The organism is Aggregatibacter sp. 2125159857 (assembly GCF_017798005.1).
Taxonomy (GTDB): Bacteria; Pseudomonadota; Gammaproteobacteria; order Enterobacterales; family Pasteurellaceae; genus Aggregatibacter.
The window spans coordinates 292,661-318,328 of sequence record NZ_CP072548.1; the positions used below are offsets into that span (position 1 = coordinate 292,661).

A 25,668-nucleotide genomic window follows, 5' to 3' on the forward strand; every position below is an offset into this window, starting at 1 on the left:
TAAAAAAAGCGGGGTGAGGATTAATGATGTGCGGTTAAAAATTCTAGGAATTTCCACCGCACTTTTAATCCGCCCCGCGGCTGCGTGATTTGCTCGGTTTCAACGCCGTTTATTCATCGGCGTTGTTTAATTGTTTGCGTAGCTTTTTAATATCGCCTTTCACGCCGATGGACTGATTTAAGCCCAAGGCGCGTTCTAAATATGCCAGCGCCTGTTCCGGGTTTTTGTCGGTTAAAAGCAAGCCTAATTCACGCAATAATCGGGCTCGGCTTTCATCCGGCATATCACAATCGGCAGTGATGCGTTGCACTTGTTCCAAATAAGCCACTTCGAAAGGTTGATTTGCCGCTGCCGCCGCTTTGGCTTGGTCGGCAAATTCTTCTGCAATCAGTGTGCATAAGGTTCGAGTGAACGGGTCAGGCAGTTGCAAATCGTGGAAAACCGCATATTCAGCGATGTTTAATGCAAGGTGATATTCTTTGCAGTCAATCGCCCAAACGCACCACGTCATTAAAACGTTGTCCTGTTTGCCTGTGCCGGCAGACAATGCTCCTTCAATCCAAGGCAGATAGTCCGGCAGAATTTTCTTTTTAAAGTCCGCTTTGCGTTCGGTGGATTGGATTTGTTTTAAATCCTTTCGATGGCGAGCAAGGAGGCGGAGCATTTTTTCGTATTCTGTGAAATCGCTTAGGTCTTCGGTTTCCGCTGCATGAGCCACTGCAGCGGAGACGGTACGAAGATGGATTTGTGCGGGTGAGAGACGTTCAGCCATTATTCTTTATCTTCGAATGTGATGTTTTCGATTAATGCCGCACAACCGTATTCTTCGACTTTGTAGTCGATGTTTTGCGATAAGTAATCTTCTACGCGGTTGCGTTTCGGATTGTTCTTAATGAAACGGCGCATTGAGCCTTCCTGAATGTAGATGGATAAATTATCCAACCGGGTGATCAGGATTGAGTTTTTCGGGAAGAACGGCACGCGAATCGCTTTTAATCCGCCGATTTGTTTTTGTGAGATGATCACTTGGCTTGCAAGGTCATCCGTCGGTTTTAAATCCGTGTTAACAATGTTGAAGTATTTATCGTTTAAGATTTCACGACCGCAGATAACCACTAATTCAGTGTCATCGGCATAAACTTCATCAATTAAAGTGTTGACGGCATCAAGCACTAAGGCATCAATGTTTTCATAGCCGTGGTCTTTAGATTGACCTTTACCCACTTTGATTTTGTTTTGCGTACTTGCACCGTTCATTACATGAGACGGCATATCATCACGCATTTGTTGTAACCAACCTTTTTTCACGTCTTGCAGTTTCGGATTTGAAGACAAATCGGAGGTTTCACTGCGACTTGTGCCGTTTAGCCCCATCATAATGAGGTTTAAGGCGATGGTTTTTTGCGTTAAATTCGCCAATTTTTTCTGGAAGTCAGGATGTTTTGCCCATTGGTCCAGTTTCGGCCATGGAATATGCGTGTCGAAATTGACTTGTTCGCATTTATATTTGCGACCGGTCATTTTGGAAACGTCTTTGGTTTCGCGCTCTTTGGTGTTGGTGTCTGTGGTGCTTGCAATCGCGGAAGCCACTTCAAGACCGACCAATTCCGCTTCCATTAACGGATCACGAACGACATTAATCCACTGTAAGAAGTTCGAACTTAACATCACTTTTTCAATCAGTTTTTGTTCTACGCTTGGGGTGACGGTAAATGTTTCAGCCACATCATTACTGGTTACACCGTTTAATTCGGCGACACGCGCCACATAGGCATTAAATTTCTGTTTAGTTTCGTTGCGCATGGTTGTTCCTTTAGCAATCGGTTAAAAATTCGGATTTACCTTCACCGGCAACGATTGGACGTTTGCCGAAGTCGGCGGACGGTGCTTTTTCAAGCGTGGTGAATTTGGCTTGAATGCTTTCATTGGTGGCTTTCATTTCTGCGAATTCGGCTTGTTGTTTTGCCAAATCGGCGGAAAGTGCGGTTAATTTTTCCAATGTTTCTTTGGTTTGTTCCGCTAAAAGCTCAATTGCTTGCGCTTGGTCGGCAAAGCGTTCATCGTCAGTTTTGGCTTTTTTCGCAAACAAGCCTTTGATTTTTTCAAGGATGGATGGTACTGGTTCCTGCTCTTCCGCAAACTCTAATTTGGTTTCAATTGCGGCGGTGAAAAGGTTTTCGGCTTTTTCTTTGCGGTTGTTAAGTGGATTCGCACTTGCACCGGCAGAAAATACCAACATTTCCGTGCCAAGACTTGCCGGATTGTCCGTTACCGCTAAACCCACCAAGTAGGCTTCACCGGTGTCGGCAAAATTCGGGTCGCACTCAATAGAGGTGTAGATTTTTTGGCGGTCTTTGTTGAGTTTCACTAAATCGTCCGTTGGGTCGATTTGCGCCAATAACTGCAATTTACCTTCAGCGTTTTCTTCGGCTTTTAAACCAATCACATCACCATAGCATTTTGAGTGCGGATCATCGTTCCACATATAACGCCATTTAATGTGTTCAAGATTAATGCGTGCACCGTATTTTTTCTGGTCGTAATTTGCCGCCATTTGCTCAATCCAAGTGCGATTGATTGTGCGACCGTCTGTTGTTGCGCCTTCTGTTGCAACCACAAACCATTTTGATTGTTTTGCCATTGGCTATTCCTTTCAGTGAGTGGGTTCAATGATTGCCATTATTCTGAAAGGCTTTTTTTAGCCGGTCTATTGCTTTCGGTTGTTGCTTTAGTTCTCACAAAGCAGGGCGAAAGACGACCGCACTTAGCCTTTCTATTATGCGTTCATAAATAGAAAGGATAATGAATGGAAGAACAAACAATTGAACAGGCTTTGCCGGAAGTGTCGGCAGACAGTAAGCGACAGGCGCAGGTGATGTATTTTAGTGGCTATAAGATTGCTGAAATTTCACGTCAGTTAAATATTCCGGCTTCAACAATTGCCAGCTGGAAAGAACGGGAAAAGTGGGATGATTTAGCCCCAGTTGGGCGGGTTGAACGCACCCTTGAAAGTCGTCTGAATTTGCTGATTTTAAAAGACAATAAAAGCGGTTCGGATTACAAAGAAATTGATTTACTTAGTCGCCAAATGGAACGTATGGCGAGGGTGAAAAAATATTCCTTTGGTGATGGCAATGAAACGGACCTTAACCCGAAACTGAAAAACCGCAATACCGGTGAGCGCAGAAAACCTGAACAAAATGCCATTAGCCAAGAACAAGAAGAATTGCTGATTAATGGTTTTTTAGGTGGGATGTTTCAATATCAACGGATTTGGCATGACGCTAAGAAACATCGCATTCGCAATATTCTTAAAAGTCGTCAAATTGGGGCGACTTATTATTTCGCCCATGAAGCGTTTATTGATGCGCTGACGACGGGCCATAACCAAATTTTTCTTTCTGCCAGTAAGAAACAAGACCTGCAGTTTCGATCGTATATTGTGAGCTATGCCAAACAAACGGCGGACGTAGATTTAAAAGGTGAAACCATCAAATTGCCAAATGGGGCTGAATTGATTTTCTTGGGGACTAATTCCGCCACAGCGCAAAGTTACCATGGAAATCTTTACTTCGACGAAATCTTTTGGGTGCCAAAATTCGATGTGATGCGGAAAGTTGCCAGTGGCATGGCGGCGCAAAAGATGTATCGTCAAACCTATTTTTCTACGCCGACTACAATTGCTCACCCTGCCTATGCGTTCTTTTCCGGAAAAGCGTTCAATCGTGGGCGAGCAAAAGCGGACAAAGTGGAAATTGATATTTCACACGAAAACCTGAGAACGGGCAAACTCTGTGCCGACCGTCAGTGGAAACAGATTGTGACAATTCATGATGCGTTGGAAGGCGGTTGCAACCTGTTCAACCTTGAAGATTTATTGGCCGAAAACAGCAAGGAAGAGTTTGAACAACTTTTTCTGTGCCAATTTGCTGATGATAACAGTTCCGCCTTTAAATTTGCCGACTTACAACTTTGCCAAGTGGATAGTTTTGAAGAATGGCATGATTTCAAGCCATTTTATCAACGGCCTTTTGGCAATAGGGAAGTTTGGTTGGGTTATGACCCGGCGTTTACTGGCGACCGTGCGGCACTTGCTATTGTTGCTCCGCCACGCGTGGAGGGCGGCGATTATCGTGTGTTGCACAAACAAACTTTTCATGGCATGGATTACGAAACACAGGCAAGCCGAATCAAACAGTTTTGTGACGATTACAATGTGTCGCGCATTGTGATTGATAAAACAGGGATGGGTTCTGGGGTGTTCCAAGAAGTTAAGAAGTTTTATCCGACTGTTCAGGGTTTGGACTATAACGCCGATCTGAAAAATGAGATGGTTCTCAAAACTCAGAACCTAATTCAAAAACGTCGTTTGAAATTCGACAGTGGAGACAATGATATTGTGACCAGTTTCATGACCGTGAAAAAACGCATTACGGGAACTGGGAAGATTACTTATGTTTCTGACCGTTCGGAAGATGCCTCACATGGCGATTTGTCGTGGGCGATTATGAACTGCATTCTTAACGTTCCTTATGGCTTGGGCGGTGATGTCGTCGCACAAAGCCAATCCGCTATTTTTACCTTTGAATAGGATGAATCAATGAGCAAATCAAAGAAAAAAACCACCGCACTTTCCGGCAATGCCACAGCACAAGCCTTTAGTTTTGGTGATCCGATTCCGGTGCTAGACCGTGCCGAAATTCTGAATTATTTTGAATCTGTACTGGTTTATGAAAAATATTATAATCCGCCGATTAATTTGGGCTATTTAGCTAAAGCCCTTGGCGCTTCCCCACACCATCAAAGTGCAATCACAGTGAAGAAAAATATCTTACTTTCCACCTGTAAAACGACCGCACTTTTACCCAGAACACAACTTGAAAAACTGGTTCAGGATTATTTGGTGTTTGGCAATGCGTTCATTGAAGTCGTGAAGAATGCGTTCGGTGATGTGATTGCACTTAGATCGCCTTTAGCAAAATATATGCGTGTTGGTGTTGATGAAGGTCAATTCTTCCAAATCGTGACTGGCTATGAAGAATATGAATTTAAAAAAGGTTCCGTGCTGCAACTTATCAATCCTGACATTAACCAAGAAATTTATGGTGTACCGGAATATTTAGCTGCATTACAATCCGCATTTCTTAACGAGAGTGCAACCCTGTTCCGCCGTAAATATTATCTGAATGGTGCGCACGCAGGGTCTATTATTTATATGACGGACCCAACGCAGAATAAGGATGATATTCAATCCATCAAGGACCAAATCAAACAAACTAAAGGCACCGGCAACTTTAAGAATCTGTTCGTTTATATTCCAAACGGCAAGAAAGACGGCTTTCAGGTGATTCCGCTTTCAGATGCCGTATCGAAAGACGACTTCTTAAATATTAAGAATGCAAGCCGTGATGATGTGTTGGCCGCGCATAGGGTTCCACCTCAATTAATGGGGATTGTGCCAAATAATACCGGTGGATTTGGTGATGTAGAAAAAGCCACTAAAGTTTTTTTTGTGAATGAAATCATTCCACTTCAAGAACGGCTAAAAGAAATTAATGAACGTTTAGGCATTGAAGTAATCACTTTTAGCGAATACAAATTGCTAGAAGAAAAATAGAGATCCTTTCAGATAAAAATTGCCCGTGTTATTGCATGGGCTTTTTGTTGCCATAAAAGCTGTGTTTTGTGCTGTATAGCACTAATATTACCCCATGATATTTTATCAAATAGTAATGCCCAAGAAATAAAAACCTATTGATTTTCCCTGTTTTTTGCCACAAATCGCCTACAAAAAATCGCAGTCAAATCCTCGCCTCGCCTGCGCACTAAAGGTGTGGATTTCAACGCAAAATGCGATCTTCGCTAAAGTCTTTTCAGATATAGCGCCTTTGAGATCCTTTTATTCAGATCCTTTAACGCAAAGCAACGCAAACAAATGCAAATTTTGATGCTATAACTCGCTCAAAATTAGGCGAAAGAACATCTGAATTAGCGTCCTGTTTTTTATTGTAGTAAGCTTAGTAGTAAGAAAATTTTATCTATTTAATATATCTTTTAAAAACAAAGTAATACCTATCTAGATCAGCTTTCCCCAGCTCCACCACAAAACAAACCTATCAAGTCCTATGAAAGACGTTAAAGCCTTGAAAATATTCATTTCAAGGCTTTTTTATTATCCTTTAAAACTTATCGATACATTGAGTTTTAGTAACACTGATAGTAACACTATGATAAAACAACTTAAGCCGATGTTACTACAAGCATTAAGAGTCTTATGTTACAAGGCTTTTACCGCTTTTTATATTTCTTAAATGACAGGTGATTCCGCACTAACTTCAAGGGCTTTTTTTTATATCCTAAGCATTCCTATCCAATCCTATAAACTCCTTGAGTTTGTATTATTTGTTTCATGCATTTTTCTGATTTCGCCATTGTTCAAAATTTTCTGCCTTTTCTTTATCCTGCCTTGTGTTTTCAGTATAATGAGGCGTATTTTTAACCTTTCAATTTATAGAATCAATTATGACAAAATTTAATGTAAAAACTTTCCAAGGCATGATTCTTGCCTTACAAGAATACTGGGCGAACCAAGGCTGCACCATTGTGCAACCCTTTGATATGGAAGTGGGCGCAGGTACCTCTCACCCGATGACCGCATTGCGCGCGTTAGGCCCGGAGCCGATGGCATTTGCTTATGTGCAACCTTCCCGTCGTCCGACCGATGGTCGCTATGGTGAAAACCCAAACCGTTTACAGCATTACTACCAATTCCAAGTGGTGATTAAACCCTCTCCGGACAATATTCAAGAATTGTATTTAGGTTCCCTTGAAATGCTTGGTTTTGACCCGACCAAAAACGATATTCGTTTTGTGGAAGATAACTGGGAAAACCCAACCTTAGGTGCTTGGGGCTTGGGCTGGGAAGTATGGTTAAACGGCATGGAAGTGACCCAATTTACCTATTTCCAACAAGTGGGCGGCTTAGAATGTAAACCGGTTACCGGCGAAGTGACCTACGGTTTAGAGCGTTTGGCAATGTACATTCAAGGCGTGGATTCTGTATATGACTTAGTTTGGTCTGACGGCCCGCTTGGCAAAACCACTTATGGCGATGTGTTCCATCAAAACGAAGTGGAACAATCCACCTATAACTTTGAATATGCCGACACCGATTTCTTATTCTATTGCTTCGATCAATATGAAAAAGAAGCGAAAAGTTTATTGGAATTAGAACGTCCGTTACCGTTGCCGGCTTACGAGCGCATTCTAAAAGCAGCTCACAGCTTTAACTTGTTAGACGCACGCAAAGCCATTTCCGTTACTGAACGCCAACGCTACATTTTACGCATTCGTGCGTTAACTAAAGGTGTGGCGGAAGCCTATTATGCCAGCCGTGAAGCCTTAGGTTTCCCGGGCTGTAAAAAATAAAGCGAAAAGTCACCGCACTTTATGTTTCAACACAACGATATAAGGAGAGCATCATGACCGATTTTCAATATCCGGAAGATATTTACACCGAAGCGGAACCGGATGTAAACACGCTGGCAAATTTAGGACCTTTAGCGCCGATGGCGGGAATTTGGGAGGGCAAGCGCGGTTTGGATATCAATCCAAAGGCGGAAGGGCCGGAGAAAGATCCTTATATCGAACATTACGAGTTGCAACCGATTGATGCACAAACGAATGGTCCACAACTGTATTACGGCTTACGTTATCACACGCGGATTGTGCAGCCGGATGAAGTGGAAACCTTTCACGATCAAGTGGGCTATTGGTTATGGGAACCTGCAACCGGCTCGATTTCTTTGTCGTTAAGTATTCCACGTGGACAAAGCCTGATTGCCACCGGTCATGCCACACCGGATGCGAAAGAATTTACGCTAAAAGCTGTGCGTGGCTCTCTAACGAATGGCATTATCTCGAATCCGTTTATTGAACAATCTTTCACCACAGAAAGCTATGAGATTACGGTAAAAATTCATGAGGATGGCACGTGGTCTTACGATCAAATTACCACAATGATCATCCCAAATTACGACGAACCATTTGAGCATCGTGATCGTAACCGCCTAACCAAAATCGGCGAACCGACACCAAATCCGACCGCACTTGCGGCCGCTGCCCAAAAATAAGGAGGCAAAAATGTCTAAACCTGTGTTGTTTTATAGCGCTGAATGTCCTGATACCCCCTCTTTTGTGGCGGAATTAAAGGCGTTAAATGTGGATTATGAAGAAATTGAAGTGCAATCCACCTTGCCGAATTTAAAACGCTTTTTACGCTTGCGTGATAATGAGGCGGTGTTTGATGAGGCGAAAGCCAAAGGTTATGCAGGCTTGCCGGCGTTGTTGTTGGCGGACGGCCGAGTGATTTTGACCGAAAGTGAGCTGTGTGATACCTTTGCTTAAGAATATAGAAAAAACAACTGCACTTTTATTCGAAGTGCAGTTGTTTGTTATCTAATTTTAATATTATGAATAAGCTACTACATCGTCTTAGACTGAAAATAACCCATTATATGTAAATTATTATAGAAAATAACTGTACTTATTAGCTGTCATTATGAAAAATCAACACCTTAAACCTAGCTATCTCACTGTTCTCACCCTACTCGGTCTCCATTTTCCATCACTTGCAGGTATAGTCAGAAACGACATTGATTATCAATATTTTCGTGATTTTGCTGAAAATAAAGGCCAATTTTTTATTGGCAATCATGATATTGATATTCGTAATAAAGCTGGCCAAAGCATAGGAACGATGATGCAAAATGGCATTCCAATGATTGACTTTTCACCAGTAAGCCACCGTTGGGGTGTTGCGACTTTGGTTGGGGATCAGTATGTGGTGAGTGTTGCGCATAATGGCAGATATCAAGATGTTGATTTTGGCAGTGAAGGACATAATCCAGATGCACATCGTTATTCTTATCGGTTAGTTCAGCGTAATAACTACCCGGAAGGTACAAAATATAATGCAGATTATCACACACCGCGCTTGAATAAATTCGTAACGGAGACGGCGCCGATTGAAATGGTAAAAGATTTAAATGGTGATGTGTATTCTGATGTAAATAAATACCCTATGCGCGTTCGGATGGGCGCTGGGCTTCAATTTACTCGAAATCAAGACGGCTCAAATGTTGCTATGTCAGGGGTTTATGCGTACAACTATTTAACTGGCGGAAATGCTTTTATAGGTCAGGGAACAGAAAATGGCTTGATGAATTTAGGTGGTGAGCTTATGCAAAAGAACGCCTATGGGCCAATGCCTATTATAGGTAGTAGTGGAGATAGTGGCTCACCATTATTTGTGTACGACAAAGAAAAAGGGAAATGGTTGCTCAACGGCGTGCTAGTTTATGGTGTATATTCTTCAGGTGATTATCAGCAACCAGACGGTTTTGGTGGGAACGGATATCTTACTGCGCGCTATGATTATTATCAACGAATTGCCCAAAATGATCGCGTTTCACCTATCATAAGCCAACAAGGGAATCGTTACCTCTGGACATCAAAAGGTGACACTGGAAATATTACTTTAAATAATACTCCCGTTGCAACGACTCCGCTTTTTGCATCATACTTGCCGAACCAAAATATGGAAGAACCATCACTTTCTCATGGCAAGAACCTTGTTTTTTCCAATAAGACTAGCACATCAACAATCATTCAATTGACAAATTCTATCAACCAGGGCGCCGGTGGTTTATATTTTGAGGGAGGCAATTATCTTATTGAAACAACACTCCCAGATATAACTTGGAACGGTGCCGGTGTTTCAGTGAGTGAAGGCAGTACCGTTACATGGAAGATCAAAAATCCGGCAGGCGATCGCTTGTCTAAAATTGGACAAGGCACGTTATTGGTCAATGGCAAAGGTGAAAACCTTGGCGATATTAGCGTGGGAGATGGCCTTGTTGTCTTGAATCAACAAGCAGACGAGCAAAACAAAAAACAAGCCTTTAATCAATTAGGCATTGTGAGCGGTCGCCCAACGGTGAAATTAGAAAGTGACGACCAAGTCAATCCGAACAATATTTATTTCGGCTTCCGTGGTGGACGTTTAGATCTTAACGGTCATTCACTTACCTTTAACCGCATTCAAAATACCGATGAAGGCGCACAAATTGTTAATCATAACAAAGACGCTGAATCTACCGTTAAAATTTTGGGTAATGCACAAATTGCTGATGAGAAAAACATTAACCAATCCAAAGCGACAGCGTTTAACGGTTGGTTTGGTGAAACCAATGCGGCGCTTCATAACGGCCGATTAAATCTCAACTATCAACCTACACACGAAGACAGCGTCTTTTTATTGTCGGGTGGCACTAATTTAAACGGCGATATTACACAGAGAAAAGGTACGTTAGTTTTTAGCGGTCGCCCAACGCCTCACGCCTATAACCACTTGAATCAACCTGCGCTCACTGGGCGACCACAAGGCGAAGTGGTGCAAGATGATGATTGGTTAAATCGCACATTCAAAGCCGATAATTTCATCATTAATGATGGAAGTGCGGTCGTTTCTCGGAATGTTTCTGAGATAAGTGGTAATTGGCAATTAAGCAAAGATGCCAAGGCGACATTCGGCGTGACCGACAAACAGGCGAATTTCATTTGCGCGCGCTCTGACTGGACGGGGCTCACAAAATGCGATAATCAAACCTTGTCGGATAAAGCTTTTCGTAGCATTGAACGGACGAAAATCAAGGGATCGCTCAGTGCGTCTGATAGTGCGACTTTACTCGTTCAAGGGCTGGCCGATGTGGTTGGTAGCGTCACGATAAGTGGATTCAGCCGATATCATTTAACCCATAATGCCACCCAAACCGGTATGCTTCATGTTAATGATCGCGCGGTAGCAACAGTGGACAACGCCACCTTGGCGGGAGATGTATGGCTTTCGGATATGAGCACTTTCAACCTTGTGAACACCCGCTTTACTCACCAAATTCGGGGGAAAAATCCTAAACACACATCGGTGTCGTTGTCAGACAATGCGCACTGGACGTTGCCGGAGAGCACAAGGGTAGGTAATTTAAGCCTTGATAACAGCCAAATTACGTTAAATCCGGATTTTACGACACAAAAGGATAATCAGACGTTTAACACGTTAGAAGTGTTGGGAGATCTTGACGGAAATGGCACCATTAATTACCGCACTTATTTGCAGGAAAATAAAGGCGACCACGTCATTGTACGAGGCAAAGCGGCAGGGAATTTCGTATTAAATGTGCGTAACACCGGTGCAGAACCACAAAACTTGGCACAGCTTAGCTTATTGGAATTAAATAATCCTGCGCAATCTGACGATGTCAATGTTTCTTTAGCCAATGGCAGTGTGGATGCCGGGGCATATCGTTATGAACTCAGAAATGACGATTTTGATTATCGACTCTACAATCCTAAAAAAGAAAAAGAGCTCGCTGATCAAGAACGCATTGCGGAAGAAAAACGTAAAGCAGACGAAGCGGCACGCTTAGCGGAAGAAAAACGCAAAGCCGATGAAGCAGCTCGCTTAGCCGAAGAAAAACGTAAGCAAGAAGAAGCCGCACGTTTAGCGGAAGAAAAACGCAAAGCCGATGAAGCTGCACGTTTAGCCGAAGAGAAACGTAAAGCCGAAGAAGCCGCACGCTTAGCGGAAGAGAAACGTAAAGCTGATGAAGCTGCACGTTTAGCCGAAGAAAAACGCAAAGCCGATGAAGCTGCACGTTTAGCCGAAGAGAAACGTAAAGCGGAAGACGCTGCTCGTTTAGCGGAAGAAAAACGCAAAGCCGAAGAAGCCGCACGCTTAGCCGAAGAAAAACGTAAAGCTGAAGAAGCGGCACGTTTAGCGGAAGAAAAACGTAAAGCGGAAGAAGCAGCACGTTTAGCAGAAGAAAAACGTAAGCAAGAAGAAGCCGCACGTTTAGCGGAAGAAAAACGCAAAGCGGAAGAAGCCGCGCGTTTAGCGGAAGAAAAACGCAAAGCCGATGAAGCGGCACGCTTAGCGGAAGAAAAACGCAAAGCCGAAGAGGCCGCTCGTTTAGCCGAAGAAAAACGTAAAGCGGAAGAAGCGGCTCGTTTAGCCGAAGAAAAACGCAAAGCGGAAGAAGCCGCGCGTTTAGCGGAAGAAAAACGCAAAGCCGATGAAGCGGCACGCTTAGCGGAAGAAAAACGCAAAGCCGATGAAGCGGCACGCTTAGCGGAAGAAAAACGCAAAGCCGAAGAGGCCGCTCGTTTAGCCGAAGAAAAACGTAAAGCGGAAGAAGCCGCCCGTCTAGCGGAAGAAAAACGCAAAGCCGAAGAGGCAGCACGTTTAGAGGAAGAAAAACGTAAAGCGGACGAAGCGGCACGCTTAGCGGAAGAAAAACGCAAAGCCGAAGAAGCCGCACGTCTAGCCGAAGCAAAACGTAAAGCAGAGGAAGCTGCGCGTGCCGTTAAGCAAAAAGACATGATCAGCCGTTATTCCAACAGCGCATTGTCCGAACTCTCAGCAACGGCAAATAATGTCTTGTTTGTACTGGATGAATTGAATAAACAACTGGTGTCAAATGATACCGCGTCTGTATGGGTCAATACGGCGAACCGCTCTCGTCGTTATGGCTCAGATGATTTTCGTAGCTACAAACAAGAAACTCATTTAACCCAACTGGGCGCACAACACATTGACGATAATTATCGTCTTGGACTGTTGTTCTCTCATGCTCGAGCAAACAATACTTTTGATGACAATATCGGCAGCAAAAATCGTCTGACCATGCTATCGGCTTTCGGTAAATACGATTTTGCTAACGGCTTGAATGTCTTTGCCGATATGAGCTATGGTTCAAGTGCGGGTGAAATTCGTGGTGAATTGCAAGACGCAGATATCCAACGCCATATTGTGGCATTTGGTGCAGGGGTAGGTTACCAACTGAAATTAGGCAAATTGGCGTTTAAACCGAATGCAAGCGTACATCGTTACCATATTTCAAGTGAGGATTATCAATACGATCAATCTCGAATTCATACGCCGTCAGCGAATTTTAATGTTTACCAAGCGGGTGTTACGGTGGATTACACCTTTGGCCCATGGGCGGGTGTCATGCTTCGTCCGTCCGTGAGCGTCAATTATGTGGATGCCTCCGATTCCAAGCTTGCCGTACAGGTGAATCAAATACCGTTGATGCAACGTTTTGACCGTTATTGGCAGCAAGAAATCGGTTTAAGTGCCGGTTTCGGCGGTTGGCAGGTCGGCGGTTATGCTGCCCAATCTCGCGGCAAACAGTTGGATAAACAACATCAGTTTGGTTTGAAAGTAGGGTATCGTTGGTAAAGCAATCGAACCCGACAGAAACAAGCACGAAAGATGATAGCATTGTGCGGTTATCGAATTATTCTTATTTAGGAAGGTAAAAAAGATGAAAAAAACACCTCAAATTCTGACCGCACTTTTGCTTGGTTCTGCCTTGGCGGGCAGTGTATTTGCCGAGGAACATCGCCCAAATACACCGAGTGCAGAGTATGAACTTGAGAAAGTCTTGATTTTTAGTCGTCATGGATTGCGCTCGCCGGTGGAAAAAGATCCACAGGAAATGGCAAAATATTCCCCCTATACGTGGGCGAAATGGGATGTGCCATCCGGCCATCTCACGGCAAAAGGGACGGTGTTAGAAACCTATTTCGGACAGTATTTAGGTCAATGGCTTGCAGATAAAGGGTTACTAACAACAGAACGTTGTGCATCGGGCGAAGGCATTTTTGCTTATGCAAATGGTGTGCAACGCACCATTGCAACAGGGCAAGCGATTGTTTCTAGTGCATTTGCGGGCTGTAATGTTCAATTGCAACATCACGGTAAAATTGGTTCAGAAAAAGATCCGATTTTTAACACCCAAGTGCACAATCCAAGTCAAGCCTTGATTGAATCGGCAAAAAATAACGTTGATTTAACCGCTTTACAGCAAAAATTAGCGCCGAATTATGCGCTATTAAGTGAGATCATCGATTACAAAAACTCACCAAACTGCTTGCAAAAAGGCGAATGTGATTTAGGTGGAAAAATCGGTGAGTATAGTATTAAAGACGGCAAGTCGGTCAAGATTACTGGTTCTATCAGCACTGGGAAGAAAATTGTCAGCGCATTATTGCTCGCCCATTATGTGGGCAAACCTGATGCAGAAATCGCAAACGGCCGCGTGGATAGCCAAGAAAAATGGCGTGCAATTAACGAAATTAAAAACGAATATTACCGCACGTTATTTAAAAACAACGAAGCGTTAGCACAAAATGTCTCGTATCCATTATTGGCATTTATTCAGCAACAGTTAAACAGTGAAAACAAAATTAACTTATTAGTTGGACACGATTCGAATATTGTTGCGTTGCTTGCGGCACTAGGCGTTGAGCCTTATGAGTTGGATGATTCATTGGAAAATATCCCAATCGGTGGCAAGTTGCTGTTTGAAGTGTGGAAGCACAAACCAAGTGGCAAGCTCAAATTTAAGTTGGATTATGTTTATCAAACCACCGAACAACTGATTAACATCACGCCATTAAGCTTAGCGACACCACCAAACCAAACAGCATTAACCCTCAAAGGCTGTGAAAAAGATGAAAATGGCTTTTGTGATTATGAGCGGTTTCAACAGGTGTTGAGTGAAGGGATTGAGAACGGCAAGAAGTAGCTTTCATGCAACCCTATGAAAAATACTTAAAAGAGAATTCGCAGAAATTGCGAGTGGATCAAACGGATGCGGAAAGAAAGCTATGGCAACGCATCAATCGAGATCAATTATTAGGTTTTCGATTTAATCGACAAAAGCCACTTTTAAGTTATATCGTTGATTTTTATTGTGCGAAAGCAAAGCTGATTATCGAATTAGATGGTAGTCAGCATTATGAACCTGATTATCAGGAAAAGGATGCATTGCGAGATGCAGAATTAAATTCACTTGGTTTTATGGTGATGCGATTTAGCAATGATGAAGTCATGCGTGAAATTGAAGCGGTAGTAGAGCAGATTTATTTGTTTTTAGAGAATGTAAGGGTTGATTGAGTATGAGCGTTAAGTAGCGCTGCCAAATCTCCCCTACCCCTCTTTGCTAAAGAAGGGGAAATCTTTAGTAAATTGATAATAGTGGGCTATTTATATTTTGAGAATGTGATGACGGATTGAGGTATAGAGGTTGGATTAACGTCTGCCACAAACGCTTGCGTTTGAACGTTGCTTTAGCAACGGCACGAAGTGCGAGCGAAGCGAGTAAATCTCCCCCACCCCTCTTTGTTAAAGAGGGGGATTTCTTGAGTAAATTGATAGTAGTGGGCTATTTATATTTTAGAATATGAGGGCTGATTGAGTATGAGGTTGGATTAATATCTGCCACAAACGCTTGCGTTTGAACGTTGCTTTAGCAACGGCACGAAGTGCGAGCGAAGCGAGTAAATCTCCCCTACCCCTCTTTGCTAAAGAGGGGAAATTCTTTAGTAAATTGATAGTATCGGGCTCATTTACATTTTAATTTCAATAGAGATTAAATTATCTGCTTTCAAAAAACATTAAAGTAGAACATAGATATTTAACTCTGCAAAGATCCAATCCCCTCTTTAGCAAAGAGGGGTAGGGGAGATTTGGCAGAAGTGAAAACGAAGAAAATAATCAAATAAGACATGAATTTCTTAATTTACATACGCTATAAGAGATAACGGAAAATATAATGAAGCAACATATTTATCAAACTACCGTAGAGTGGGTTGGAAATTTAGGGCGGGGCACTTCTTCTTATACTGCGTATGAGCGGGATTTTATTGCTTCGGCATTGAATAAACCCAATATTTTAGGTTCTGCTGATCCAGCTTTTCGTGGTGATAAAACACGTTGGAACCCAGAAGATATGTTATTAGCCTCCATTTCTGCCTGTCATAAATTATGGTATTTACATTTTTGTGCCGTTAATAACATTATTGTGCAAGAATACCGTGATGAAGCAATAGCGATTATGGATGAAGGCAGTTCTGAGCATGCAGGACGCTTTATTTCGGCAACATTAAAACCTCGTGTGAGAATTTCAAGCGAGTCGGATGCTGTTAAGGCATTGGCATTACATGAAAATGCACATCACGCGTGTTTTATTGCAAATTCACTTAATTTTCCAGTGAAATGTGAAGCTATTATTGAAAAAGATTAAATTAAAATAAAATGGTGCCAAATTGCACCTTACCAGAGAAAACAAAATGACAACCCAAAACTTCCTAGTAGAAATCGGCACAGAAGAGCTGCCACCAAAAGCTCTCAAAACATTAGCAACCTCTTTTGCGGATAACGTCGAAGTGGAATTAAACCAAGCGGGTTTATCATTTGATAAAATCGAATGGTTTGCGGCACCGCGTCGTTTGGCGGTGAAAGTGTTGAACTTAGCCACACAACAACCGAGCAAAGAAATCGAAAAACGTGGGCCGGCAGTGTCAGCTGCTTTTGATGCGGAAGGCAAACCGACTAAAGCGGCAGAAGGTTGGGCGCGTGGTTGTGGCATTACTGTGGAGCAAGCAGAACGCATTGCAACCGATAAAGGTGAATGGCTTGTTCACCGTGCAAAAATTGAAGGTCAGCCGACTAAAAACTTACTGAACGGCATTGTGGCTAATGCGTTGGCGAAATTGCCAATTCCAAAACCAATGCGTTGGGCTGACAAAACCGTGCAATTTATCCGTCCGGTTCACACGGTGACTATGTTATTAGGCGATGAGTTAATCGATGGCGAAATTTTAGGTGTGGCTAGTGCGCGCACCATTCGCGGCCACCGTTTCTTAGGCGAGAAAGAATTTGAAATTCAACATGCCGACCAATATCCGCAATTATTGCGTGAAAAAGGGTCTGTGGTAGCGGACTTCAACGAACGTAAAGCAGAAATTTTGGCAAAATCTCAAGCAAAAGCGACCGCACTTGGCGGCGTAGCGGACATTGAAGAAAGCTTGCTTGAGGAAGTGACTTCGTTGGTGGAATATCCAAACGTTTTAGCGGCTAAATTTGAAGAACGTTTCTTAGCAGTGCCTGCGGAAGCCTTGGTTTACACTATGAAAGGCGACCAAAAATATTTCCCAATTTATGATAAAGACGGCAAATTATTACCGCACTTTATTTTTGTCTCTAACATCAACCCTGAAGATCCAACCGCGATTATCGAAGGGAACGAAAAAGTGGTTCGCCCACGTTTAACCGATGCGGAATTCTTCTTCAAAACTGACTTAAAACAAAAACTGGTTGATCGTTTACCACGTTTAGAAACCGTGTTATTCCAACAACAATTGGGTACATTGAAAGACAAAACTGACCGTATTGAGCAACTTGCAGGCGAAATTGCAAAACAAATCGGTGCAGATGAAGCGAAAGCAAAACGTGCCGGCTTACTGTCAAAATGTGACTTAATGACCAACATGGTGTTCGAATTCACCGATACGCAAGGTGTAATGGGCATGCACTATGCTCGTCACGATGGTGAAGACGAAGAAGTGGCGGTGGCGTTAAACGAACAATATATGCCACGCTTTGCGGGAGATGAGTTACCGAAATCCTTAGTGGCAAGTGCAGTCGCTTTGGCGGATAAATTTGACACTTTGACGGGTATCTTTGGTATCGGACAAGCACCTAAAGGCAGCGCAGACCCATTTGCATTACGTCGTGCAGCATTAGGTGCATTGCGTATTATCGTTGAGAAAAACTTACCACTGGATTTAGAAGATTTAGTGAAAAAATCAGCCGCACTTTTCGGTGATAAACTCACGAATCAAAACGTGGTTTCCGATGTGGTGGACTTCATGCTCGGTCGTTTCCGTGCGTGGTATCAAGATGAAGGCATCGCGGTGGATGTGATTCAAGCGGTATTGGCGCGTCGTCCAACCCGTCCGGCTGACTTTGATGCACGCGTGCGTGCGGTTTCACATTTCCGTACACTTGATTCTGCGGAAGCTTTGGCAGCCGCCAATAAACGCGTAGCGAATATTTTGGCGAAAGCGGAAGGCGACATTGGCGCAATTGATGTGGCGCTATGCGTTGAACCGGCAGAACAAGTGCTTGCGCAAAGCGTGTTAAGTTTGGCGAAAGAGGTTCAGCCATTAATCGCACAAGGAGAATATACGGCAGTGTTGGATAAACTCGCCGGCTTGCGTCAACCGGTGGATAACTTCTTTGATAATGTGATGGTGAATGCGGAGGATGCCAAATTGCGTCAAAACCGCCTAGCTATTTTGAACACGTTGCAAGGGTTATTCTTACAGGTGGCGGATATTTCGTTGTTGCAATAACGCCTGTGCTTTATGGCAGCGTTGCCGATTCAATGGCGTTTGCCGAATGTTAAGAAACGCTCGCAGAGGCTTGATTCTGCGGGTGTTTTGTTTTCATACGCTTATCGCAAAGCATTATATGCGATTCCGCTGATAACCCGTGATGTCAGGCGATTTCTTCCTAATTAATCCAATAATAGTGCTAACATTATGATGTCAAAAGAGAATTTCGAACAGCATACACCAATGATGAAACAATATCTGCAACTCAAAGCGGAGAATCCGGATATTTTGTTATTTTATCGCATGGGCGATTTTTACGAGCTGTTTTATGACGATGCGAAACGCGCCTCCGCACTGTTGGATATTTCGTTGACTAAACGCGGACAATCTGCAGGGCAGCCAATTCCTATGGCAGGCGTGCCTTATCACGCGGTGGAAGGCTATTTAGCGAAGTTGGTGCAGTTAGGGGAGTCTGTCGCCATTTGCGAACAAATCGGTGATCCGAATACGGCGAAAGGCCCTGTTGAACGCCAAATTGTGCGCATTGTCACGCCGGGCACGGTGAGCGATGAAGCGTTGTTACCGGAACGGCAAGACAACCTCATTGCCGCGGTGTATCAGGAAAACGATCACTTCGGTTTGGCGACCTTAGACATGACGTCCGGTCGTTTTCAGCTATGCGAACCGCAATCCAAAGCGGATTTGCAAACGGAATTACAACGCATCGCGCCGGTAGAATTGCTTTATTGTGAGGATTTCGCTGATTTTCACCTAATCGAACACGCTAAAGGTTTGCGTCGTCGCCCTATTTGGGAATTCGAGCTAAAAACCGCCATTCAGCAGCTTTGCCATCAATTTAATACCAAAGACTTGCGCGGATTCGGTGTTGAAAAAGCGATTCTGGGTTTATGTGCCGCCGGTTGTTTATTGCAATACGCACGCGAAACGCAACGCACCGCCTTGCCGCATATTCAAAGCATTCATCTCATTCACCACAGCGAAAATATTCAGTTGGACGCGGCAACCCGTCGCAATTTGGAGCTCACTCAAAATCTGGCGGGCGGTACGGAAAACACGTTGGCGGCGGTATTGGATAAATGCGTCACCCCAATGGGTAGTCGCTTACTCAAACGATGGATTCATCAGCCGATTTGTGATGTGGCAAAACTCAAACAACGCCAACAAGCCATTGGGGCGATTTTAGAACAGGATGTAGTGGCGGATTTGCAACCTTATTTGCAACAAGTGGGTGACATGGAGCGCATTTTGGCCCGCGTGGCGTTACGCACCGCCCGTCCGCGTGATTTAACCCGATTGCGTACCGCTTTAGAGCAGATTCCTTATATAAAAAATCGGTTGGCTGAAAAAACATCCGCCAAAATGACCGCACTTTATCAGCAGCTAGGTGATTTTTCGGCACAATTTGATCTGTTACAACGAGCGATTATTGACAGCCCACCGGTGTTAATTCGTGATGGTGGCGTTATTGCGGCAGGTTACAATGCAGAATTGGATGAATGGCGTGAATTAGCCGACGGGGCCACCCGTTATTTGGAAGATCTGGAACAGCGGGAACGGGAAAGCACCGGTATTGATACCTTAAAAATAGGTTTCAATGCGGTGCACGGTTATTACATTCAAATTAGCCAAGGGCAAGCCCATAAAGCGCCGATTCATTATGTACGTCGTCAAACCTTAAAAAATGCCGAACGTTATATCATTCCTGAATTGAAAACCTATGAAGATAAGGTGCTGAAAGCAAAAGGCGCTTCTTTGGCGCTGGAAAAGCAGCTATACGATGAAATTTTCGACCAATTATTACCGCACTTGGGTGACTTACAGCTCGCTGGTTTGGCATTAGCTGAATTGGATGTGCTCACCAATTTAGCGGAGCGGGCGGAAAGCCTGAATTATGTGGCGCCGACCTTATCGGCACAAACGGGCATTCATATTCAAAACGGCCGTCACCCTGTGGTGGAACAAGTGTTGAAGGAACCGTTTATTGCCAACCCAACAGAGCTTACGGAACAGCAACATTTCCTCATTATCACCGGCCCAAATATGGGCGGTAAAAGTACCTATATGCGCCAAACAGCGCTGATTACCTTAATGGCGTACATGGGCAGTTTCGTACCGGCAGACAGTGCGATAATTGGCCCTGTTGATCGTATTTTTACCCGTATCGGTGCTTCTGATGATCTCGCTTCCGGACGCTCAACCTTCATGGTAGAAATGACAGAAATGGCAAATATTCTGCACCAAGCAACAGACAAAAGTTTGGTGTTAATTGATGAAATCGGCCGTGGAACCTCCACTTACGACGGTTTGTCCCTCGCTTGGGCTTGTGCTGAGTGGTTGGCGAAGAAAATTCGCTCTTTAACCTTATTCGCTACCCACTATTTTGAGCTCACGGTACTGCCGGAACAGGTACAAGGCATCGGTAATATTCATTTAGATGCCATTGAGCATAATGACACCATCGCTTTTATGCACGCCGTGCAGAAAGGTGCTGCCAGCAAAAGCTATGGTCTTGCCGTCGCTGCCTTGGCAGGTGTGCCACAACAAGTCATCAAGCTCGCTAAACAAAAACTGGCACAATTAGAAAAACTGTCACAGCAAAACACCAATCAACAGATTCAGGATCTGCGTTTATTAAATCAACGCCAAGGTGAATTAGCATTTGATCAGGCGGAAGATGAAAATAAGGCGATGTTATTGAATATGTTACAAGAATTAGATCCAGATGAATTAAGTCCAAAACAGGCATTGGCCTATTTGTATCAGTTAAAGAAAATGGTGAAAGGGTGATATTAGTGATTTTCGAATAAATCGGTCATTTTCATCTTAAAGTGCGGTCACAAAATCCAACGGATTTTGAGCGTTGGTTTTGCCAACGGCTCCATTATAGCGAACTGTCGAACTCAATTCGATTGTGATTGATTTCTGAGACATTTTTCATTGAGAATCCAATAAAAAAACCGACATGGCTGTCGGTTTTTTGATATCGGTAAATTAGACACTTATTGCGGTTTTTAATTTTTTCAGTGCGTTGGTTTCGAGCTGACGAACGCGTTCGGCAGAAATATTGTATTTTGCTGCCAAATCTTGCAACGTAGCTTTGGTTTCATCTAACCAACGGGCTTTGATAATGTCTTGGCTACGGGCATCCAAGTTATCCAAAGCGACAGCAAGTCGGTCGGTAGCTTGTGCTTCGTAGTTTTCATTTTCTAATTCCGCTGCAAAATTGGAGCTTTTATCTTCCAAGTATAATGCCGGTGCATAGGTTTCTTCATCATGATCATCGGTTGGTAAATCAAAGGTGACATCCGCTCCGGTCATGCGCGATTCCATTTCCACCACATCTTGCGGAGAAACGCCTAACTCATTCGCCACCATGTCCACTTCGTTTTCATTAAACCAACCTAAGCGTTGTTTGGTTTTACGTAGATTAAAGAACAACTTACGTTGCGCTTTGGTCGTCGCGACTTTCACAATGCGCCAATTACGCAAAACGTATTCGTGAATTTCCGCTTTGATCCAATGCACGGCGAAAGACACTAAGCGAACACCGACCTCCGGGTTAAAACGCTTAACCGCTTTCATTAAACCGATATTGCCTTCTTGAATTAAATCCGCTTGTGGCAAGCCATAACCGGAATAGCCACGGGCAACATGGATAACGAAGCGCAAGTGAGATAACACGAGTTTTTTTGCCGCTTCAATATCTTCGTGGTAATACAAACGTTCCGCAAGTTCCTTTTCCTCTTCCGCCGTTAACATCGGGTATTCATTCGCTGCGCGAATATAGGCTTCTAAGCTTCCTTGGGGAACTAACACCATAGTTTGAGTTTCTTTATCCATCATCTTCCTTCTTACTGACATCACCAAGCTTGATTAAGCTCAGTTATAACATAATTCATCAGAATTTCAATCGGTTTGGACGATTGAATTCGATCATTTCACGGTTAGTATGACCTATTTTTAGCCTAAAAGTTCTTTTGTTGACTAAAAAAAGTGCGGTCAAAAAATCCGATGGATTTTTAACGTTGGCTTTGCCAACGGCGCCACTGGTGCGAACAATCGAACTGGATTCGATTGTGAGTCATCTTTTGCCTGTTTTCTTTATTTATGCTTGCTGAAAAAAGAATTACGCAGCACGTTTTTTGCCCACCAACATAGTCAAGAACATCACCGCTAATGCCGGCACTAACCATGCTAAGCCATTATTATATAAAGGGAAATGGCTAAGGAATTGTTTCATGCCATCAGATAATAACCCTACGTTATTTAGGCTATCGCACAGACTAAAACACACCGTTATCGCAATGGTGGCACGATAGGTTAATTTCACACAAGGTAATTTAGCGCGGACGAATTGCAACACGACCAACATGATTGCTACCGGATAAATTAATAACAACGCCGGAATGGTGACTTGTAATAATTTCGTTAAACCGTTTTCGGAAATGATGGTCGTCATGACAGTAAACACCACCACCCAGAAAGAATATGGCAAGCGGTTAGAGAATTTAGCGAAATAGTAAGCACAAGCACTGGTCACGCCCACTAAGGTGGTTAAACTTGCCAAGAAGATGATACCGGACATGAGCCAAGAGCCTTCTTTGCCAAATAACACGTTTACATAACGAGAAAAAATTTGACCGCCGTTGCTGACGCCTTGCGCCACTTGGTCACTGGTTGCGCCAAGATAGAAAAGGGAGAAATAAAGTGCGGCTAATAAAACCACTGAAATGCCACCGGCGGATATGGTGTAACGCATGATTTTTTTCGGTTCGGTGATATTTTTTGCGCTTAACGCACGAGCTACGATGCCGCCGAAAGCAATCGCTGCCAAGACATCCATGGTTTGATAACCGCTAATTAAACCGGTGGTCAATGCTGAACTGTCCGCATAGCTTTTACTTGGCGCGGCAATCTCAGACAACGGAGACATAAAGACTGTCACTGTGACCACGACCAATAATACCAATAAGGCAGGGGTCATAAATTTGCCCACGCTGGAAATAATGGTGTTTGGTTTTAACATAAACAACATGGCAATAATGTTAAAGACTACCGCAAAAATCAGGTGATTTACTGACGTGTCTGCCACTATATCAAGTGGTACAAATGCCATTTCGTATGCCACGTTGGTAATGCGTGGCATCGCAAACGTAGAACCAATGACCAAATACAAGGTGGCTAAAAATAAGACCTCTGCCCATTTGGGAAGGTCGCGGGTGAGTTCTTCGCCACGACCTAACACAGACACCACAACCAGCGTGATAAACGGCATTAATACGCCGGTGAGCACAAATCCCAAGGCGGCTGTTGCCCAATGTTGCCCTGCCGTGTAGCCTTCCATCGGCGGAAAAATAATGTTTCCTGCGCCTAAAAACAGGGCGAAAATCATCATGCCTAAAACAAGAATATCTTTGCGTGAAAACATAGTCGTTTCTCTTCGGTAATAAAATAAAGACGCATTTCGGATTCTACTATAAAAGCCTGATTATTCGTAACGAAACGATGAAAAACACATAAAAAACATTGTATTATTTGACCGCACTTTTCCTGTAATTCTCTGTTCGGCAATTGAGTTCATTCTGCCTTTGTTGTAAACTACGCTCCCGTCTTGATAGATTATATTTATCCTAATTTTCCATCCATCCCAATAGCAACAAATAGGTTTCTTATGGCTACCAATTATATTTTCGTCACAGGCGGCGTAGTTTCTTCGCTTGGTAAAGGCATTGCAGCAGCATCACTTGCCGCGATTTTAGAAGCGCGCGGCTTGAACGTCACGATCATGAAACTTGACCCTTATATCAACGTCGATCCGGGCACCATGAGCCCAACCCAGCACGGTGAAGTTTTCGTGACCCAAGACGGTGCAGAAACCGATTTGGATTTAGGTCACTATGAGCGTTTTATTCGCACCAAAATGACCAAGCGTAATAACTTCACCACCGGTAAAATCTATTCCGAAGTGTTACGCAAAGAGCGTCGCGGTGACTATCTTGGCGCGACCATTCAAGTGATCCCACACATTACCAACGAAATCAAAGCGCGCGTGATTGATGGCGCCGCAGGGCATGATGTAGCCATCGTAGAAGTGGGTGGCACCGTGGGCGATATTGAATCGCTCCCGTTCTTGGAAGCCTTGCGCCAACTTGCCGTACAAGTAGGACGTGAACGCACTATTTTCATGCACTTAACGCTTGTGCCTTATATTCCGACTGCCGGCGAAGTCAAAACCAAACCGACGCAACATTCTGTGAAAGAATTGTTGTCCATCGGAATTCAACCGGACGTGCTGATTTGCCGTTCCGACCGCATGATTCCGCCAAATGAACGCGCCAAAATTGCGTTATTCTGCAACGTGCCGGAACGCGCGGTGATTTCGTTAAAAGATGTGTCTTCCATTTACCAAATTCCGGCACTCTTGAAATCTCAAGGATTGGATGATTTCATTTGCAATCGTTTCCACTTAACTTGCCCGGAAGCCGATTTATCCGAATGGGAACAAGTGTTGTATCAACAAGCCAACCCGACGGGCGAAGTCACTATCGGTATGGTGGGTAAATACACCGAATTGCCGGATGCCTATAAATCCGTAAACGAAGCGTTAAAACATGCCGGTTTGAAAAATCGTTTGAGTGTAAATATCAAATACATCGACTCACAAGATGTAGAAACCAAAGGTGTTGATATCTTAAAAGGCTTAGACGGTATTTTAGTACCGGGCGGCTTCGGCTATCGCGGTGTCGAAGGCAAAATTCTGACTGCCCAATATGCGCGTGAAAACAACATTCCGTATTTAGGTATTTGCTTAGGGATGCAAGTGGCGTTAATCGAATTTGCCCGTAATGTTGCCGGCATGAGCCATGCAAACTCTTCCGAATTTGACCGCACTTGTGAACAACCGGTAGTCGGGTTAATCACCGAATGGCAAGATGCCGACGGCAAGACTGAGGTTCGCAGCGATAAATCGGATTTAGGCGGCACCATGCGTCTTGGCGCACAAAAATGCCATTTAGTGGAAGGCAGTTTAGCACGCAAATTATATGGTGCCGAAACTATCGAAGAACGTCATCGTCACCGTTACGAAGTCAATAATGTCTTACTTCCACAAATTGAAAAAGCCGGCTTGAAAGTAACCGGTTTATCTGCTGATAAAAAACTGGTGGAAATCATTGAAGTGCCGAACCACCCTTGGTTTGTCGCTTGCCAATTCCACCCGGAATTCACCTCTACGCCACGTGATGGGCATCCATTATTCGAAGGCTTTGTGAAAGCGGCAAAAGAGAATCAGAAAAAATCTGATTAGTGGCTTTTTAAAACATAAGAAAAAAGGCAGGGTAACCTGCCTTTGTGCTTTCTATGATGGATTTAAAATGCCAAGAAACAACAGAAAAGGCCGAA

General features: G+C 43.7%; 16 protein-coding genes and 1 pseudogene. 12 read left to right on the forward strand and 5 right to left on the reverse strand.

Annotated features, from left to right (window positions below; all coding sequences use genetic code 11):
• Positions 1–109: 109 nt before the first annotated feature.
• The 3 genes from gpM to J5X96_RS01515 are packed head-to-tail and all read right to left on the reverse strand — an operon-like array spanning position 110 to position 2,641.
• Positions 110–772, reverse strand: a complete 663-nt coding sequence (gpM, locus tag J5X96_RS01505) for a phage terminase small subunit (RefSeq protein WP_209363910.1) — start codon at positions 770–772, stop codon at positions 110–112.
• Positions 772–1,803 carry a phage major capsid protein, P2 family gene (locus J5X96_RS01510; protein WP_209363911.1) on the reverse strand — a complete coding sequence of 344 codons (1,032 nt, stop codon included), beginning with the start codon at positions 1,801–1,803 and terminating at the stop codon, positions 772–774. Before J5X96_RS01510 ends, gpM begins: the two co-directional genes overlap by 1 nt.
• A gap of 10 nt (positions 1,804–1,813) precedes the next feature.
• Positions 1,814–2,641 (reverse strand): GPO family capsid scaffolding protein, encoded by an 828-nt coding sequence (locus J5X96_RS01515; protein WP_209363913.1) that lies wholly within the window; start codon positions 2,639–2,641, stop codon positions 1,814–1,816.
• 165 nt (positions 2,642–2,806) lie between these two features.
• Between J5X96_RS01515 and J5X96_RS01520 the strand changes: the two genes are divergently transcribed.
• The 11 genes from J5X96_RS01520 to mutS all read left to right on the forward strand — a co-directional run bounded on the left by J5X96_RS01520 (position 2,807) and on the right by mutS (position 21,054).
• On the forward strand, positions 2,807–4,591 hold the full coding sequence (locus J5X96_RS01520) for a terminase large subunit domain-containing protein (RefSeq protein WP_209363915.1): 1,785 nt from the start codon (positions 2,807–2,809) through the stop codon (positions 4,589–4,591).
• Between the two features lie 9 nt (positions 4,592–4,600).
• A complete protein-coding gene (locus J5X96_RS01525; protein WP_209363917.1) occupies positions 4,601–5,617 on the forward strand; it encodes a phage portal protein in 1,017 nt (338 codons plus the stop codon).
• 905 nt (positions 5,618–6,522) lie between these two features.
• The gene (gene glyQ / locus J5X96_RS01530; RefSeq protein ID WP_209363919.1) at positions 6,523–7,428 is read left to right on the forward strand and encodes a glycine--tRNA ligase subunit alpha; all 906 of its coding nucleotides are present in this window, start codon (positions 6,523–6,525) and stop codon (positions 7,426–7,428) included.
• A 53-nt stretch (positions 7,429–7,481) separates the two neighbouring features.
• On the forward strand, positions 7,482–8,132 hold the full coding sequence (locus tag J5X96_RS01535) for an FABP family protein (RefSeq protein ID WP_209363921.1): 651 nt from the start codon (positions 7,482–7,484) through the stop codon (positions 8,130–8,132).
• A 10-nt stretch (positions 8,133–8,142) separates the two neighbouring features.
• Positions 8,143–8,406, forward strand: a complete 264-nt coding sequence (locus tag J5X96_RS01540; RefSeq protein WP_209363923.1) for a hypothetical protein — start codon at positions 8,143–8,145, stop codon at positions 8,404–8,406.
• A gap of 154 nt (positions 8,407–8,560) precedes the next feature.
• Entirely contained in the window at positions 8,561–13,300 is a 4,740-nt protein-coding gene (locus tag J5X96_RS01545) for a S6 family peptidase (RefSeq protein ID WP_209363925.1), read from the forward strand.
• Positions 13,301–13,385: 85 nt separating this feature from the next.
• Positions 13,386–14,651 (forward strand): histidine-type phosphatase, encoded by a 1,266-nt coding sequence (locus tag J5X96_RS01550; RefSeq protein ID WP_209363927.1) that lies wholly within the window; start codon positions 13,386–13,388, stop codon positions 14,649–14,651.
• 5 nt (positions 14,652–14,656) lie between these two features.
• Positions 14,657–15,022, forward strand: a complete 366-nt coding sequence (locus J5X96_RS01555) for an endonuclease domain-containing protein (protein WP_209363928.1) — start codon at positions 14,657–14,659, stop codon at positions 15,020–15,022.
• A gap of 658 nt (positions 15,023–15,680) precedes the next feature.
• Positions 15,681–16,151 carry an OsmC family protein gene (locus J5X96_RS01560; protein ID WP_209363930.1) on the forward strand — a complete coding sequence of 157 codons (471 nt, stop codon included), beginning with the start codon at positions 15,681–15,683 and terminating at the stop codon, positions 16,149–16,151.
• Between the two features lie 46 nt (positions 16,152–16,197).
• A complete protein-coding gene (glyS, locus tag J5X96_RS01565) occupies positions 16,198–18,264 on the forward strand; it encodes a glycine--tRNA ligase subunit beta (protein ID WP_209363932.1) in 2,067 nt (688 codons plus the stop codon).
• 189 nt (positions 18,265–18,453) lie between these two features.
• Positions 18,454–21,054, forward strand: a complete 2,601-nt coding sequence (gene mutS, locus J5X96_RS01570) for a DNA mismatch repair protein MutS (protein WP_209363934.1) — start codon at positions 18,454–18,456, stop codon at positions 21,052–21,054.
• Positions 21,055–21,258: 204 nt separating this feature from the next.
• On the opposite strand, the gene rpoH is transcribed toward mutS, so the two are convergent.
• Together rpoH and brnQ are read right to left on the reverse strand one after the other, a co-directional pair.
• Positions 21,259–22,107, reverse strand: coding sequence for an RNA polymerase sigma factor RpoH (gene rpoH / locus J5X96_RS01575; RefSeq protein WP_209363936.1), 849 nt, complete (start codon positions 22,105–22,107; stop codon positions 21,259–21,261).
• A 286-nt stretch (positions 22,108–22,393) separates the two neighbouring features.
• Positions 22,394–23,848 (reverse strand): annotated as a pseudogene (gene brnQ / locus J5X96_RS01580) (branched-chain amino acid transport system II carrier protein).
• A 90-nt stretch (positions 23,849–23,938) separates the two neighbouring features.
• Here brnQ and pyrG point away from each other — a divergent pair.
• Entirely contained in the window at positions 23,939–25,573 is a 1,635-nt protein-coding gene (pyrG, locus tag J5X96_RS01585; protein WP_021616990.1) for a glutamine hydrolyzing CTP synthase, read from the forward strand.
• Positions 25,574–25,668: the final 95 nt, after the last annotated feature.

Bases quoted from the DNA above. Each gene is read 5' to 3' on its own strand.
- glyS (WP_209363932.1), top strand. From the start codon at position 16,198: ATGACAACCCAAAACTTCCTAGTAGAAATCGGCACAGAAGAGCTGCCA.
- mutS (WP_209363934.1), top strand. From the start codon at position 18,454: ATGATGTCAAAAGAGAATTTCGAACAGCATACACCAATGATGAAACAA.
- J5X96_RS01560 (WP_209363930.1), top strand. From the start codon at position 15,681: ATGAAGCAACATATTTATCAAACTACCGTAGAGTGGGTTGGAAATTTA.
- J5X96_RS01545 (WP_209363925.1), top strand. From the start codon at position 8,561: ATGAAAAATCAACACCTTAAACCTAGCTATCTCACTGTTCTCACCCTA.
- J5X96_RS01515 (WP_209363913.1), bottom strand. From the start codon at position 2,641: ATGGCAAAACAATCAAAATGGTTTGTGGTTGCAACAGAAGGCGCAACA.
- pyrG (WP_021616990.1), top strand. From the start codon at position 23,939: ATGGCTACCAATTATATTTTCGTCACAGGCGGCGTAGTTTCTTCGCTT.
- J5X96_RS01520 (WP_209363915.1), top strand. From the start codon at position 2,807: ATGGAAGAACAAACAATTGAACAGGCTTTGCCGGAAGTGTCGGCAGAC.
- J5X96_RS01540 (WP_209363923.1), top strand. From the start codon at position 8,143: ATGTCTAAACCTGTGTTGTTTTATAGCGCTGAATGTCCTGATACCCCC.
- J5X96_RS01525 (WP_209363917.1), top strand. From the start codon at position 4,601: ATGAGCAAATCAAAGAAAAAAACCACCGCACTTTCCGGCAATGCCACA.
- rpoH (WP_209363936.1), bottom strand. From the start codon at position 22,107: ATGGATAAAGAAACTCAAACTATGGTGTTAGTTCCCCAAGGAAGCTTA.
- J5X96_RS01535 (WP_209363921.1), top strand. From the start codon at position 7,482: ATGACCGATTTTCAATATCCGGAAGATATTTACACCGAAGCGGAACCG.
- J5X96_RS01555 (WP_209363928.1), top strand. From the start codon at position 14,657: ATGCAACCCTATGAAAAATACTTAAAAGAGAATTCGCAGAAATTGCGA.
- gpM (WP_209363910.1), bottom strand. From the start codon at position 772: ATGGCTGAACGTCTCTCACCCGCACAAATCCATCTTCGTACCGTCTCC.
- J5X96_RS01510 (WP_209363911.1), bottom strand. From the start codon at position 1,803: ATGCGCAACGAAACTAAACAGAAATTTAATGCCTATGTGGCGCGTGTC.
- glyQ (WP_209363919.1), top strand. From the start codon at position 6,523: ATGACAAAATTTAATGTAAAAACTTTCCAAGGCATGATTCTTGCCTTA.
- J5X96_RS01550 (WP_209363927.1), top strand. From the start codon at position 13,386: ATGAAAAAAACACCTCAAATTCTGACCGCACTTTTGCTTGGTTCTGCC.